This window comes from Sphingobacterium sp. ML3W, assembly GCF_000747525.1.
GTDB lineage: Bacteria > Bacteroidota > Bacteroidia > Sphingobacteriales > Sphingobacteriaceae > Sphingobacterium.
Genome location: NZ_CP009278.1, coordinates 4,042,537 through 4,059,705, shown reverse-complemented (window position 1 = coordinate 4,059,705; position 17,169 = coordinate 4,042,537). Strand labels below are relative to the sequence as shown.

General features: G+C 35.3%; 9 protein-coding genes. 7 read left to right on the top strand and 2 right to left on the bottom strand.

The window, feature by feature from the left end; all coding sequences use genetic code 11:
- Positions 1-140 precede the first annotated feature (140 nt).
- Positions 141-5,531: an N-6 DNA methylase gene (locus tag KO02_RS17335; protein WP_038700312.1), complete on the bottom strand. Its 5,391-nt coding sequence runs from the start codon at positions 5,529-5,531 to the stop codon at positions 141-143.
- Entirely contained in the window at positions 5,518-5,955 is a 438-nt protein-coding gene (locus KO02_RS17330; RefSeq protein ID WP_038700310.1) for a DUF1896 domain-containing protein, read from the bottom strand. The genes KO02_RS17335 and KO02_RS17330 overlap by 14 nt, the downstream gene beginning before the upstream one ends.
- Before the next feature lie 228 nt (positions 5,956-6,183).
- On the opposite strand from KO02_RS17330, the gene KO02_RS17325 reads away from it, so the two are divergent.
- The 7 genes from KO02_RS17325 to KO02_RS17295 all read left to right on the top strand — a co-directional run bounded on the left by KO02_RS17325 (position 6,184) and on the right by KO02_RS17295 (position 17,125).
- Entirely contained in the window at positions 6,184-8,148 is a 1,965-nt protein-coding gene (locus KO02_RS17325; protein ID WP_038700308.1) for an ATP-binding protein, read from the top strand.
- Positions 8,149-8,330: 182 nt separating this feature from the next.
- Entirely contained in the window at positions 8,331-9,152 is an 822-nt protein-coding gene (locus KO02_RS17320) for a transcriptional regulator (protein WP_038700305.1), read from the top strand.
- Positions 9,149-9,952, top strand: coding sequence for a nucleotidyl transferase AbiEii/AbiGii toxin family protein (locus KO02_RS17315; protein WP_038700304.1), 804 nt, complete (start codon positions 9,149-9,151; stop codon positions 9,950-9,952). The genes KO02_RS17320 and KO02_RS17315 overlap by 4 nt, the downstream gene beginning before the upstream one ends.
- 110 nt (positions 9,953-10,062) lie before the next feature.
- Positions 10,063-13,074 carry a type I restriction endonuclease subunit R gene (locus tag KO02_RS17310; protein WP_038700301.1) on the top strand — a complete coding sequence of 1,004 codons (3,012 nt, stop codon included), beginning with the start codon at positions 10,063-10,065 and terminating at the stop codon, positions 13,072-13,074.
- Positions 13,067-14,350, top strand: a complete 1,284-nt coding sequence (locus KO02_RS22955) for a restriction endonuclease subunit S (protein ID WP_051960016.1) — start codon at positions 13,067-13,069, stop codon at positions 14,348-14,350. The genes KO02_RS17310 and KO02_RS22955 overlap by 8 nt, the downstream gene beginning before the upstream one ends.
- 7 nt (positions 14,351-14,357) lie before the next feature.
- Entirely contained in the window at positions 14,358-15,485 is a 1,128-nt protein-coding gene (locus tag KO02_RS17300) for an AAA family ATPase (protein ID WP_038700300.1), read from the top strand.
- Positions 15,486-15,499: 14 nt separating this feature from the next.
- Positions 15,500-17,125, top strand: a complete 1,626-nt coding sequence (locus tag KO02_RS17295; RefSeq protein ID WP_038700298.1) for a type I restriction-modification system subunit M — start codon at positions 15,500-15,502, stop codon at positions 17,123-17,125.
- The last annotated feature ends 44 nt before the right edge of the window (positions 17,126-17,169 follow it).

The window sequence follows — 17,169 nt, the reverse complement described above, 5'->3', positions numbered from 1 at the left end:
GTGCAAAAGATATTCCGATAGACATTTTTGCACAGCTAAACCGTGGTGAAATTGAAACAGCCAACCTTGTAGAATGGTTGGCTGTTGACCAAAAACTTTTGCTTGAAAATTTGCTAAAACAAAATAGACGAACGGATTATTTAAAACCTGTTCTTTCTTCGAATAAGTTTTTTTTCTGGAATATCGGTTTTAACAGTTTCAACCCGTTCTGCTTTAGATTCTGGAGTTATAGACAATAGTATCTTTCGTTCAACTCCAGCTAATTCCGTTTTCAATTCACCTAGTCTACTTTCCTTAGTCCATGTACCGTTGACTATTTCCTGAAGAACGGGTAGATCCTTTTTCAATTCAACAATTTTCTTTTGCTCCTGTTCAATATAACCAGGAAGTTTCTCCAAAGCATTTAGGAAATTCATCGTTGCGGTTTGAGAATCTTTAGCTATAATACCATTATTGTACGTGTACTTGATGTTACCCTCACCTAGGATCAAAAAGCGATTCAATCGGATGTCAACACCTTCTTTTTCCGACATTTCAGTTTTAACCAATAATGTAAATCCATATAAACTTCCAATTTCTTCATACTGTCCTACAGTGCGAGCTTTATCCGCAAGTTGATTGAGTTTAGCTCCAATTTGTTTTACATCCGCATTGGGCGATAAGCCATCCAATTGTACTGGATTTACAATCGTACCGTCTGAATGTTTTTGTACGCGTTGCTGTAAATTTTGCCAATCAAGATTCATGCGTTCCAAACGGGATTGCGCAGCTTCAAGCATTGCGGTATTATCTTCGAATTTATGCTTCGAATTAAACTTGGAACGATTGAAAGCCTGCTTTTCACTTTCTAGTCCTGCAATCTGCTTTTCCAATTTTGCTTTATCCAATAGATCGGTATTACCTGACAGGATGGCTACATACTCCGAAAAGTTCATTCCCGATTTTTCATCCATACTACCCTCATCAATCGTTCGTTTTCCAAGGTGGTTGGATTTTAATTGGTCAATAAAAAGTTGTTTGTTGTAGAGTAGATTGAACTTATAACTATCCAATGATTTTTCTACGGCATAAATGATGACATCTACGTTATTGCCTGCAAAATGTTTTGCGATTTCATTGCCTTTACGAACTGCTCGTCCGTCTCGCTGGGCAAGATCACTTGGTCGCCACGGTGTATCTAAATGATGAACAGCAACAGCTCTTTTTTGAGCATTTACGCCTGTACCCAACATATCGGTAGAGCCAAACAATACCCGGATCTTCCCCTCGTTCATCGCGTTGATGAATTCTTTTCGCATTTTATCAGTCTTGGCTTCCTGTATAAAACGAATTTCGTTTGCGGGGATTCCGTGGTCTTCAACGAGTTTCCTTTTGATTTCTGAATAGACATTCCATTCGTTAAGCTTGTAAGTACCTAAATCGGAAAAAACGAATTGTGTCCCTTTTTGCGCATTGAAACGTGTGTGATATTCCGCAAGTTTTGCAGCACAATGAGAAGCTTTGCTATCGGGATGGTCTTCATATTTAGCACTAATCATCCGCATATCCAGTGACATTTTACGGGCATAATCTGTTGCAATCAACATCTTTGCTTTTTCTTCATTTGGAGAAAGCGGAGCCCTTCCGAGTAAAGTAGCATTACCAGATTTAGCAAAATCCATTAAGTTTTTGATAAAGACTTCCTGCTGTGGTGTCGGTTGGATATTGTATAATATCTCATTCTTTTCAGGACGGTCAATGCCGATATCCTTTGCTGTTCGGTAATCTGTGATTTCTGAATAGAACTGTGCCAGTTCAGGAACTTTGATAAAGTAGCGGAAACGTTCTTTTTGTACAATATTGTTAGCTACTGAAAACTCATAATCGGTGGTTTTTCTTGCATAGATGGCAGACCAGGCATCAAAACAATTGATCCCCTGTTTTTCCAATGCTTGTGGACGCAGGTATTTGAATAAAAGATACAGTTCCGTCAGCGAGTTGCTGATGGTTGTACCCGAAAGAAAGGTGGCACCCAAATCCTTTCCGGTACGTTCTTGAATAGTACGGATGGCAAAAAGCAGGTTCATTGCCTTTTGGCTTCCCTGCATATTGCCCAATCCGGCAACTCGATCGTGACGGGTATTGAACATCAAATTTTTGAAACGATGGCTTTCATCCACAAGCAAGTGATCAATCCCCATCATTTTAAAATCGACCACATCATCTTTACGGTTTTCAATATCATGTTCTAATGTTTTGAGCTTCACTTCAAGGTTTTGTTTCCTGATAATTACTCCCTTGAGCATTCCTCTTGAAATTTCCTTGCCCTGTGCTTCCAGAGCGGCAAGATTATCTTCCACACTGTTCAGTTCCGCTTGCAAAATTTCCTTTTGTATTTCAGGGGATTGTGGAATCATTCCGAATTGGTCATGGGTCAATATGACACAATCCCAATCATTGTTTTTTATATCTCCGAAAATTCGTTGGCGTTTTTGTGGCGTAAAGTCTTCTTTACCTGGATATAATATTTTAGCGTATGGATAGGCTTTGCGATAGGTTTCTGCAATTTCATGAACATTAGCTTTTAACCCCATAATCATGGGTTTATGCACCATTCCCAAACGTTTCATTTCCTGTGCTGCGGTACACATAATTAATGTTTTTCCAGCACCTACTTCGTGGTCACAGATGGCACCTCCATTGAGCTTTATCATCCAAACAGCATCTTTCTGACTGGAATATAAGTCTTCAATACCTAGTGCTTTACGGTCTAATCCAGGAAATTCTTGATGACTTCCATCGTATTGCGGACGTACAAAACAGTTAAAGGTATCATTGTATTGATCGGTTAGTCGGTTTTTAAACTCATCGTTTTGAGCGTGTAGCCATTCGGAAAAAGCAGTACGAATTTCGTCAATTTTCGTATTTGCCATTTGTATGGCTTCCATATCCCGTACCTTGACTTCCTTGTCCTCAATGAATATTTTCTTGGTAATATCAGGCGTGGTATTGACCAGTGCGTGTTTGAGCAGAGCAATTCCATCAAAGGTTCGACTTTCAGCTTTAACAGCATATTTGTCCCAAATATGGACATTCTTCTGATCACATTTTATGTTGAAATCGTCACTGCTTTCAGCATAATGAATACGCACGTCGGTATCGAAAAGATGTGAAGCAAATCGAGCATAGATCCCTGTGGGTATCCAGCGTTCTCCGAGGTTAAAGTCCAGCTCCTCAAATTCGATGCTTCTTGGTCTAGCTTCTTCCAAAGCCGTAAGACTTTCTTTCGCTTCGATATCGTTTGGATTGCTTTCGAGATAGTTTTTTACCTCAATGCCTTTCTCAACGACATTACCAGCGATCCAACGCTCCACTATCTCGTATTCGTTTTGAAGTGGATTGAAAAAGATTCGTTCTTTTAAAGACTCCTTCAAGGTATCGAAAGACAGTCCGCTGATTTCGGACATATAGTCCAGATCAACTTTCCCGTACTTATTCAATGAGGATGCTAAAGCCTCATCAGGATTGTCGGTAACTAATGTTGCGATAGAGAAAGTTACAGGACGATGGAATATATCCGCTTTGTGTACCACGCCGCCCACCATGCGCTCCAGATAAGGAACTTCCTTACCTGCACTATCTGTTTTTATAATTTTGATGTTATCAGAACTGTTGAGGTTGCCGTACCTCTTAACAAAGGCCTCGTATAGATGATTAAGGTTTTCCCGTTCTTCTTTGTGTTCGGCTTGTTTTTCGGCTTCTTTCTGATATAAATCGAGATAACTATCGCGAATACCAATATAACCTTCCGCTCTTTCTTTTTGTAAAGGTGCTAATTGCAAAGGGTGAAACATTGCCTGCTGTCTATCGTTATCTAAATCTTTAAGATAACCAACCCATCCGTTATCAGCTGCTAGGCAATCGTTGCGGTGAAAAGTTTGTATTTCTTTGCTGTAAAGATCAGGTCCGGGAATGGTATTAATTAAAGCAGGCTTTTCGACTTGGTTGTTTCCGTTCAATACTGAAAACAAATCACCGATAGCTTCTTGTTTACGACTGTGAGTTGAGATATTCCCATTAGCAGGAGTATTTGAAACAGGAGGACTATAAGGTTGCTGCATCAAACCGCTGAATAGATTGGGTGGATGTTTATTTACGACTCTTTTTCTTTGAACGGTTTGCTTTTTTGTCTTGATAGTTTTAGGAATGACTACTGCGATTTGTTCTTCCGGATTTTCAAACAGATCAAAAATGCTTAGTTGTCTTTTTTCTTTTGCAATACTTTTATTTGTTATTGAAGCCGATAAAGGCTTTGTTTCCGATTTGTGAATCACAGGATCAGCAATAGGAGGGCTAACCTTTTGTGATATGGAGTTTTGTACTACTTGGTCTTTATTTTGTGCGCTTTTATACAACTCGAAATTCAGGTGCTTTCTAAAATCTTCATGCAGCATTTGTTTCAAATCTCTAGCAATTCCTTCCACAGCACCTTTATGCGTGTAGATTAATGCAGGTTTTCCGTACGGATCGGTATCCAGCTTTACATCGGTATGCACAATTCTTATGTTGTCTTGAAACAAGGCATTGCTTGGCGTATTGTATTGCGTTATTTGGCTTTGACAAAATAGTTCTTCTGTTTCGCTCAGGTTTTGCTTTCCAGTATGTTTTTGCAGAATAATCAGATCGCTACCGACTTCCGTTCCTGCATAATCAGTAAAGAGATTGTTAGGTAAACGGATGGCTGAAACTAAGTTATTTTCATGCATCAATGCTCGACGTATAGGCTCGTTTTTCTGACTATTCAAAACACCCTGCGAGGTAATAAAAACCATTAAACCACCTTCACGGAGCATATCGGTTCCTTTCAAAAAAAAATAATTATGGACACTTCGGGTAGCCTGTTCTTTTGCTGGGTTTTTACTTCGAGAATAAGAGAGGTCGAATATAGCTGTATCACCAAAAGGAATATTACTGGCTACTACATCATAGCTGTTTTGTTCCTTTTCGGAGATGTCCTCAAAACCGCTAATATGGATCGTGCTTTCGGGATAAAGCTGTTTTAAAATCTTTCCTGTGAGCAAATCCTTTTCGTAAGCAGTGACACTTGCTTGTCTTTTTTCTGAAAAGGATTGTATAAAAGAGCCAATGCCAGCCGAAGGTTCGAGGAATTTACCCAGGTCCAGACCGTTTTCTCTCAATGTTGCCGAAACGGCATCGATCACTTGTGGAGGTGTGTAAAATGCAGTGAGCACAGAACTCCGCATACTGTCCACATACCTACGGTATTGTTTTTCGTCGGTAGCGTTCTCTTTTAAAAGCTGGTGGAGTTTCTGTGTAAGTGGGAAAAGATCGTGTTCCGTTTTTCTCCAATGATTGATGTCTATCTCGTTCTCTACGGGGTTCAATACGAATTTAAGACCACCAAATCCGCTGTATTGCATCATTAACAGTCTTTCACCTACGGTGGCATGTCGGTTCTCCTTTTCTAGTTTAAAAACAATTCGTAGGGCATCAATGTTCGTTTGGAGATGTTGCTTTTTACTGAAGCCCATTCTCCTCAATCCATATTGCGATGGTTCCCGTTAATTCGGTATAGAGTTCATCAAACTCGTAACCGTATGCGAAGTCATCAGTTAGTTCATAGTTGGCGAAAATAGGCTCACAAACAGGGAACATTTTCAGGGCGAACGGCCGTAACTCTTCGTCTGCCATTCTGGTATCGAATTCGTTGCAGACTATTTGAAAAATGGTATCAAACTTCGAAAAATGTAATCCTTCGAAAAGTATGTAATCGGCTATTTCATTACATTGTTCAACGAGATTCCCCGAGCTAAAAGCACCTTCATAAGCATTGGCAGCCCAGCTTAAACGCTGATTGATAAACTTTTCGTCATGAGCCTTTTCAGGAAAACTGGTGTTTAATAATTCTTGCAGTCGTAATCTGAAATACGACAGGTCTTTTTGTTGTGTATCCATAAAATATTTATGATTTTGCTTGATGGATAAATTTAGAGCAAGTATTAAAAGGCCTTGCAGATGTGGTAGAGTTTGGCTTTGAGAGGCAGGATTTGGCGTAAGAGGAATCGTTCAAAGGATTTTATTTTGTAATATTGTAGTCAAGAGCTAGCCTTAGATAATTTTCAACAAAAAGTGTTTATTGTTTTAGGAGTTTTGCTAAATACAACAAATTATATCTTAAAAGCTATGGAAAGAATCATTGATTTAGGAGTAGAGAAAGATCATATAGAATCTTTGACGAGAGCTAATGGAATAACTGCATTATCAGAGTTAATATGGAATTCCTTAGATGCTGATGCAACAGATATAAGCATTGAATATATATCTAATAGTATTGGAGGGTTCGAATCGATTGAAATTAATGATAATGGATTAGGGATAGAATATACTAAAGCACAAGAAGTGTTTGGTAGATTAGGTGGTTCGGAAAAGAAAACTAACAGCACTAGTCCAAGTGGTAGGCAATACCATGGGAAAGAAGGAAAAGGAAGGTATAAAGCACTTGCTTTAGGAGACATGGTCGTGTTTACAAGTAGATACAAAAACTCCAGTTCATTTAAGGAATTTACAATCACTTTTGACCGAAATAATTTATCTCATTCTAAATTCAGTTCATTAAGACCTCTTGGAGATGAAACTTCTGAATCTGGATTTAATGTTTTTATTCAGAATATTAATCCTGACATAGCACAGCAAGCTTTTGATGAAAAGAACAGAAAGGATTTGGCTCAAAAATTCGCATCTTATTGGATAAATTATCCGAATTTTTCAATTACCATTAATGGAAAAATTTTAGAATTCGATTCGTTGATTAAAAATTCTGATGAAACAGAATTTTTAACAGAAAAAGAAGGAATAACCTATAGGTTCAAATTTAAAATTCTTGAATGGAACTTCGATATAAAAAAGAAAACATATTTATGTAATACCAAAGGAATCCCGTTTAGAGAGCTTAACTTAGGGATTAGATCCAATATTCCAATTTCAATTTTTATCCAATCTATTTATATTGAAAGTCTTCATAGAGAAAATAAAATTGATTTACAGGAATTAGATGACCTTATGACTTTAGCAATTGAAGAATCCAAAAAGTTTGCTAGGGCATATACGAGGAAACGACTTCATTATTATTCGACAGAGTTTATTTCGGACTTGAAGCAAAAAGGAATATATCCATATAAAGAAAAACCAGATAATTTAGTTGAAGAAAGTAAGAGGCAAGTATTTGACATTGTTGCACTTCAGGTTAATGAATTCTTACCTGATTTTGAGAATCAAGATATTAAAAGTAAAAAGCTTACTCTTTCTTTAATCAAAGAAGCTTTAGAAAATGATTCAAATTCTTTGCAGAAAATCTTAGCAGAAGTCATTGATTTACCTAAAGATAAAAGAGAAGAGTTAGTGGAGATTTTGGAAGAATCTTCTCTTTCCACAGTCATTGATACAATGACGGAAATAAAAAACAGATTAAAGTTTATTAACGGACTTGAAGAGTTAATTTATAACAGAGAATTGAACAAAAACGTACTTGAAAGAAAGCATTTACATAAAATTCTTGTTAATGAAACTTGGCTATTTGGGGATGAGTTCACTTATGGTGTAGATGATGTCACTTTAAAAAATGTCTTGAAGGAGTATTTAAAACATTTAGGGAGATCTGATTTTGAAGAAATTACTGAAAGCCAAGATAATTCTGATTTACAGATTATACCCGATGTGTGCTTATGGAGACAGTTTCCTCAGGGACTACCTGGTCATAAAACAAATCTAATTATTGAATTAAAGAAACCTACGGTGGATGCTGGAGTAGAAGAATTGATGCAAATTAAACTATATGCCTCTCGAATTTGCCAAGACAGAAGATTTCCGAAGGAAAAAACCAAATGGAAATTTCTGTTAGTGACCAAAGATATTAAATCCGACATTGAGTCCGAGTTGGAGCAAAGTGATAGAAAATATGGACACGTTATTTCTACCGATCTATATGATGTATATGTTCTGACGTGGGGGCATATTTTAAATGAAGCTAAGACTAGATATGAGTTTATTAAAGAAAAACTCAATCTCAATCTTATGAACAATGATAAAAACCTTGAGTATTTAAAGTCTAAATACGCAGAATACTTGCCTAATGAGTTAGGCAATAGGTAGTTTATGGTACAATTCTTCGCAAGCTCTTCAAATATCACCTAATCTTATAAACTATCTTTTGTAGTTTACAAGTCAGCTTTCAACTGACAGTATCGTTGTGATTAATAGTTTATTTTGTTTTAAATGTTTTGATTGATTATTTTTTGTATCATTGTAGTCAGGTTTTAGCTGACTTATTAACTATGCAAATCAAGAATATATCAACACAATCAGGCGAATTGTTGAACTATTTTAATAAAATAGGTCAGCAGTGCTTTGACTATTCTGAAGCTAAATATGCACTTCCTCTTTCAAGTGAAAGTGCATTAAAGGAGCTTCTTAGCGATATGGTTAAACGTGGATTGTTAATGAGAATAAAAAGAGGTGTTTATTATTTGATTCCTTATGAACAAGATTCAAAAACATTTATGCCTGATTGGCACTTGTTAGCCGAACCTCTTACGAGAGGAAATAATCATTATATTGGATATTACTCAGCATTACAAGTGCATAATTTGATTATACAACCCTCATTAAAAGAGCAAATTGTGGTTGCAAAGCAAATGCGTCCCTCTCAAATCGAAATAAAAGGAATCCCTTTCCAATTCATTTATCATAACCAAGAACATTTTTTTGGAATGAAAAAAATATGGATTGATAGTTTTCATAAGGTTGTCTGCTCAGATTTAGAAAAAACAATTATTGACTGTCTTTTTAAGCCTGATTATGCCGGTGGAATCGTTGAAATTGCAAGGGCAATCTATATTTCAAAAGACAAAATAAAATTCAATAAGCTTTTAGAATACGCCGAAAAGTTTAATTCTCAGGCTGTCATTAAAAGGCTTGGATTTTTGTTAGAAACATTAAGTATTGACACAACTATTATTGAGAAACTTCAGGGTCTCAAAACGGCTTCTTACGTAATTTTAGATACAGAATTACCAAAAGAAGGCAAGTTGTTAAATCGTTGGAGTATTCAACAAAATATAGAAATAGAAACCATCACATCTGCTATATACACATGATAAAGCCAGGAGAAATACAAAATACAGCCCGAGAAGTTGGTGTTCGAGATCAACAGATTGAAAAGGACTATGTGCTTTCATGGATTCTGCAAGGAATTTCACAACATGACGCACTATCTAAAGCTATTGTTTTCAAAGGCGGAACGGTACTTAAAAAGATTTATTTCGAAGATTATCGTTTTAGTGAAGACTTGGATTTTACCTTGTTGGACGACACAATCTCAAACGAACAAGTTTTTGAATGGTTTTCGGAAGCTTTTGAACATATTGAAGAGGAAGCCAATATTCCTCTTGAAATAATTGATAATAATGAGCATGAAGATGGAGGGATTAATTTCTATATCAGTTATATAGGTCCTTTAGGTGGGCAGGGAAATAACAAAAAGGTTAAGATAGATATTTCACGTAGCGAAAAGCTAACTTTTGAACCTATAATGGTGGATGCAATTATATCTTATACAGACCAAGAAGCGCATCAATTATTGTGTTATCCTTTAGAAGAAGTATTGGTTGAAAAACTTCGTTCAGTTATGCAACGTATGCAACCTAGAGATTTTTATGATGTCTGGTATTTATTAGAAATACATGGCATGGATGCGGAATTTTACATTCATGAATTTCGAGAGAAATGTGAATGTAAAAAAGTAACCCCAGCTGACTTCCATACAAAATTAAAGCAACGCTTACCACAATATAAAGGTCGTTGGCAAAAATCGATGTCTGATCAAATACATGATTTGCCTGATTTTGAAAAAGTTGAAAGAGAAGTGATGAGGCACTTAAAGAAATTTGAAGTGTGACGAGTACTATTAAAAAATAAACATCCACTAAACTCATTGAGCAATATATAAGTCATCAAGCCTATTAACAGTACCTTTGAAGACTTAGGATCTAATAAACGGAGAAACTAATGACTAAAGAAAGCAACATAGAAGACAGCTTAATAGCGAAACTTCAAGATTTAAAATATACTTACCGTCCGGATATTATCGACCGTAAAAGTTTGGAACAAAATTTCAGACAGAAATTTAACGAACTTAATAGGGTGCATTTATCTGAAACGGAATTTAATCGTTTACGTGAGGAAATTATTACACCTGACGTGTTTGCCGCTTCCAAATTACTAAGAGAAAAAAACACTTTTATCCGTGAAGATGGAACGCCTTTGCAATATACACTGGTAAACATTAAAGACTGGTGTAGAAATGATTTTGAGGTAATTAATCAGTTGAAGATTAACACTGAAAATAGCAATCAACGTTATGATGTAATTATATTGATCAATGGAATTCCCGTTGTACAGCTGGAACTAAAGTCATTACAAATTAGTCCAAGGCGTGCTATGCAGCAAATTGTGGATTATAAAAATGAGGCTGGTAGCGGCTACAATAATTCATTGCTTTGCTTCATGCAGTTGTTTATTGTAAGTAATCGTAGCAACACCTATTACTTTGCGAATAATAGAAACCAGCACTTTAGTTTCAATGCTGATGAACAATTTTTACCTATATACAAACTAGCTGATATAGATAATAAAAAAATCGATAACCTTTTTGATTTCTCAGAGAAATTCCTTTCTAAATGCACTTTAGGTGAAATGATCAGTCGTTACATGGTATTGGTAGAAAGCGAGCAGAAAATGCTGGTGATGCGTCCTTATCAAATATATGCCGTACAAGCGATAGTAGATTGCATAGAACAAAACCGAGGTAATGGTTATATTTGGCATACAACAGGTTCTGGGAAAACACTAACCTCTTTCAAAGCTTCTACTTTATTAAAAGACAATCCAAATATTGAAAAATGTCTTTTTGTAGTGGATAGAAAAGATTTGGATAGACAAACCCGTGAGGAATTTAACAAGTTTCAAGAAGGTAGTGTGGAAGAGAATACCAATACCGAATCATTAGTAAGACGTTTATTATCTACCGATTACTCGGACAAAGTTATTGTAACCACCATTCAAAAATTAGGATTAGCATTAGATGCAGAAAGTAAGAATAATTATAAGGAGCGTCTGCTGCCTTTAAAAGATAAACGGATGGTATTTATTTTTGACGAGTGCCACCGTTCGCAATTCGGGGATAACCACCAAGCGATTAAAGACTTTTTTCCAAATGCACAACTTTTTGGCTTTACAGGTACACCTATTTTTGATGAAAATGCATCCTATACCATTAGAGAAAACGAATCTGGCAGCTATAAGACTACTAAAGATATTTTTGAAAAAGAATTACACGCTTACACCATTACTCACGCCATCGAAGATAAAAATGTTTTAAAATTTCATGTGGACTATTTTAAGACAGATGGTGTAGATGCGGCTAATTTATCAGAAAGTCAAAAACAAAAGGCGGTTGTAGAAGCTATATTAAAAAAACACGATGCAGTAACCGACCAGAAACGTTTCAATGCGATTTTTGCAACTGGGTCTATCAATAACGCTATTGCTTATTACCGTTTGTTTAATGAAGTACAAAAACAGAGATTGGAAGCAGACGAGGATTATAGAGCACTAAATATTGCCTGTGTATTTTCACCTCCTGCCCAAGCAGTTGCTAAAGATGGTGAAAGTAATAACACTAAAAATGTAGCCGACATTAAGCAATTACAAAATGATCTACTACAAGAGCGAGAAGACAACAAAGTAGATCCTGAAGGTAAAAAGAAAGCTTTAATTGAAATCATTTCCAACTTTAATAAGCAATATGGAACCAACCATAGCATAGGCGAATTTGATTTATATTATCAAGACATACAATCGAGAATAAAAGATCAGAAATATAGTAATACAGATTATCCACATAAAAATAAAATAGACATTGTGATTGTGGTAGATATGCTTTTAACGGGGTTTGACTCTAAGTACCTGAATACTTTATATGTCGATAAAAACCTGAAACACCACGGTCTAATACAAGCATTTTCTAGAACCAATAGAGTATTGAATGACACCAAACCACACGGAAGTATTTTGGATTTCAGGCAACAAAGAGATGCTGTAAATGAAGCTATCGCCCTGTTTTCTGGTGAGGACACAGGGCGATCTAGAGAAATATGGTTGGTAGATCCTGCACCAAAAGTAATAGAGAAATATGAAGATGCATTAGAGAGTCTAAATCAAATGATGCATTCTTTTGGTTTGGAGTGTGCGCCAGAGGAAGTAAATAACCTCAAAGGCGATGCAGCAAGAGCGGAATTCATTACTAAGTTTAAAGAAATACAACGACTAAAAACACAATTAGACCAGTACACCGATTTAACGGAAGAACAGGCTAGTAAAATCAATCTATTGCTGCCTGAAGATGATTTGCGCTCTTTCCGTAGCATGTATATAGAAACTGCTCAACGATTAAAAACTAAGCAAGATAAAGCAGCTAAAAAAGGTGATGAAGATGTTGATCCAAGTGTAGAGCAATTGGATTTTGAATTGGTGTTGTTTGCTTCTACGATTATTGATTACGATTATATTATGGGATTAATTGCTGAGATGACGCAAAAGAAACCATCTAAGCAAAAAGTAACCAAACAACAACTAATAAATCTTTTGATATCTAATGCCAACCTGATGGATGAGCGGGAGGATATTATAGCCTATATCAATAGCTTGGATATGGATAAACCTCTTGAAGAAAATAATATACGGGAAGGCTACGAACATTTTAAAAAAGAAAAGAATAATAAGGACTTGGCAATAATAGCGGAAAAACACGGGGTAACTTTTGAATCGTTACAAGTGTTTGTAGCCGAAATTATGGACCGAATGGTTTTTGATGGAGAAAAACTAACTGATTTCCTTGCTCCACTGGGCTTGAATTGGAAAGTGCGTGCCCAAAAGGAATTGGCCTTAATGGAAGATTTAGTGCCTTATTTAAACAAATTGGCCCAAGGGCGTGAAATATCTGGATTACATTATGAATAATATACCTGAAATACGTTTCCCCGAGTTTGAAAAAGATAGGGAATGGGAAAAACACACTATTGGTACCAAATTCAATTTGCAAGATGGATTTCCATTTTCATCCTATGATTTTACTGAAAACGGTGAAGATACAATGCAAGTTATTAGGATTACTGATATTAATAACAAAAATGAAAATGGCAATAAAATTTTTATTTCAAAAGAATATATAGAAAAAAGTAATCTCAATAGTTATTTAGTAAAAAAAGGAGAGCTGGTTCTCAGTTTAACAGGTGCAGCAGGATTTAATTATTTTTTATGGAATTCTGATGATGCGTATATCAATCAGAGAACAATGAAAGTTTCTGCTAAAAAAGCTGAAGACTCATTTTTAGTTAAGTTATTAGAGCCTCTTACACATACAACAATAAATAAACTTGGGACCGGACAAAATAATAATTTATCTAAGGAGCAGATGAAAGATGTGGAGTTTCTATCTCCATTACCTGATGAACAACAAAAAGTAGCAGATTGCTTGATTTCTTTAGATGAGGTAATTACAGGTTATGAAGAAAAGCTAAAAGCAATCCAAAGCCATAAAAAAGGCTTGATGCAAAACCTTTTCCCACAAGAAGGCAAGACTGTACCTAACTATCGTTTTCCTGAATTCGAAAATGATGGGGATTGGTTGGAAATTTCTTTAATTGATACTGCTGACAAAAATATTAAATGGAGCTTTACAGGAGGTCCCTTTGGGTCAAATTTAAAAGCTAGTGATTATACAAGTGAGGGGATTAGAATTATTCAATTGCAAAATATTGGAGATGGAAAATTTAATGATTTGTATAAAATTTATACATCCGTAGAAAAGGCAGATGAATTACTAAGTTGCAATATCTATTCAGGTGATATTATCTTATCGAAAATGGGAGATCCTGTGGGGAGAGCGTGTATAATGCCTGGAGAGAGTCAGAGATTTGTCATGGCATCGGATGGAATTCGATTAGCGATTAATGAGAAAAAATATTCGAAATATTTTATTTTCTCTTTAATTAATTCCGATATAGTGAGAACCAGAATAGAAAATAAATCTACGGGTTCTACGAGGAAGAGAATAGGTTTAGATGTTTTGAAGAAAATACCATTATTATTACCAAAGAAAAGAGAAGAACAGCAGAAAATTGCCGAATGTTTATCGTTAGTTGATGAATTAATTACTCAACAAATAAACAAAATAGCACATCTGAAATTACATAAAAAGGCATTAATGCAGGGCTTATTTCCTAAAATAGAATAATAGTATCATGGAAAATATAGCTAATACCCTTATTAATAATGCGAAAAATATAAATCTTGTTTACGCATTCAACGGTACAGGAAAAACGAGACTATCTATTGCACACAAAAATGTGACAAAAGCTAGTAATAATGATAATCATGCTGGTGTATATTATAACGCTTACAGTGAAGATTTATTTGTTTGGGACAATGATATTGAGAATGGAGAGATTGACATAAAACTCATCTTAAAAAAGTGTAGCTTAAATGAGTTTCATTCGGGAATTGATGAGTTGAAAGTACATGAAAAGCTTGCCCTATTTAAACCACAATTCGATTTTAGATTTGAATACTTCCCTAATCGAGAGGAAGGAATAAATATAATACGATTTCACCTCAAAGCTGAAGAGAAAGAGATTGTTGAAGAAGAAGAAAATAATAACAAGGAAGAAGAAAAAGAATTAGGCTTTGCGGATTCGATCAAAATTTCTAGAGGAGAACAACAAGCATTCATTTGGAGTTTTTTCCTCGCACTTTTTGATGTTGAAGACTTAACGGGAGATGGTAAGCAGGAAGGTCATTTTTTTATAGATGATCCGGTTTCTAGTTTAGACGATCACAATATTTTTGTGACCATTTCTAGTCTAATGGATTTAGTGGATAAATTTTATAAAACTAGAAAAATAATTATTACTACTCATCACATAGGTTTCTTTTCCATTTTTGCAGATTGGCTAACTAGAGGGGAAAAGGCAAATAAATACCATAGCCAAGTAGACTTCTTTAAACTAAAGAAAAATAAAGGGATTATAGAATTGGTAGGTCCACGTCGTGAAGTTTTCTTATATCACTTAGAACTTTTAAAAACGATAAAAGAAGCAATTGATTCAGATAATATTATGGTATATCATTTTGCGATTTTACGCCAAATATTAGAAAATATTGCATCTTTTTTGGGGGTACGAAATTTTTCTCACGTATTGAAAGAAATTGGAATTATCGACCCTGATAAATTGGCTCAAATTATCAATATAATGTCGCATAAAACGGTATTCAGGTACGAGTTTAAGGAGCCTGTGGAAGACAATAAGCAAGATATAATTAGAATTTTTAACGGCATACAAACAAAATATAATTTTGTTTTACATATTTAATTTCTGAAAAGGTTATGACACAAAAAGAACAACAACAATTAGGGAAGATCCTTTGGAATATAGCAGATGATTTAAGAGGAGCGATGAATGCAGATGATTTCCGTGATTATATGCTCTCGTTTCTGTTTTTACGTTATTTGTCAGATAATTACGAAAAGGCAGCTAAGAAAGAATTAGGTTCTGACTATCCTGAAACACCAAGCGACATTTTGAAGAAAATAGGAGCTTCTACTTCTTTAGAGATATGGTATAATGAAAATACTGAGGATGTTGAGGCTTTTGAAAAACAAATGCGGCGCAAAGTCCATTATGTAATAGAACCTAAATTTTTATGGGAAAGCATCTATGAACTAGCAAGAACGCAGGATAAAGACCTTCTGGAAACTTTACATAATGGTTTTGATTATATTGAAAATGAATCTTTTGAAGGGAATTTTTCAGGTTTATTCTCAGAGATCAATCTGAATTCTGAAAAACTTGGTAAAAATTATACAGATCGTAATAAGAAGCTAGCAGCCATCATTACTAAAATTGCCGAAGGAATTGCTCAGTTCTCCACAGATTCCGATGTTTTAGGCGATGCTTATGAGTATTTAATAGGAGAGTTTGCCGCAGGTTCTGGTAAAAAAGCAGGGGAATTTTATACCCCACAGCGTTTATCTGATATTCTTTCTGAAATTGTAACCTTGGATGCACAAGATCCAACTTTAGGCAAAAAGAAGAAATTAGATAAAGTATTGGATTTTGCATGTGGATCAGGTTCATTACTGTTAAATGTGCATCGGAAACTAAAGGATGAAGGTGGACATATCGGACAAATCTATGGGCAAGAAAAGAACATCACCACCTACAATCTTGCCCGAATGAATATGCTTTTGCATGGGCTAAAGGATACCGAATTTGAAATTCACCACGGTGATACCTTAGTAAATGATTGGGATATTTTAAATGAAATGAACCCAGCCAAAAAAATGCAATTTGATGCGATTGTTGCAAATCCTCCATTTAGTTTAAGATGGGATGCATCAGAAACGATGGCAGATGATTTTCGTTTTAAGAACTATGGTCTAGCACCTAAATCTGCTGCTGATTTTGCTTTCTTATTACACGGTTTTCATTATTTAGGAAAAGAAGGTGCAATGGCAATTATCTTGCCACATGGCGTTCTATTTAGAGGAGGTGCAGAAGAACGTATTAGAACCAAACTTTTAAAAGACAATAATATTGATGCTATTATAGGATTGCCTAGCAATTTGTTTTACTCTACAGGTATTCCGGTATCTATCATAGTTTTGAAAAAATGTAAAAAGTACGATGACGTATTAGTGATCAATGCAAGCGAGCATTTTGAGAAAGGAAAACGTCAAAACAACTTATTGCCAGAGCATATTGAGAAGATTGTAGAAACCTATAAATACCGTGAAGATGAAGATCGTTATTCTCGTAAAGTTTCTTTAGAAGAGATTGAAAAAAATAATTTCAATCTTAATATTTCCAGATACGTAAGTACTGCCGAAGACGAAATTCAAATAGATCTGAAAGAGGTGAATGAAAATCTGGATGAGATAAATAAAAAGATTAAAACTGCTACTGATAAGCATAATTCTTTTTTAAGGGAATTAGGTTTAAAAGAAATTTAGAGATTGTAAAATTAACACTAGAGCATTTCTACTCTAGTGTTAAT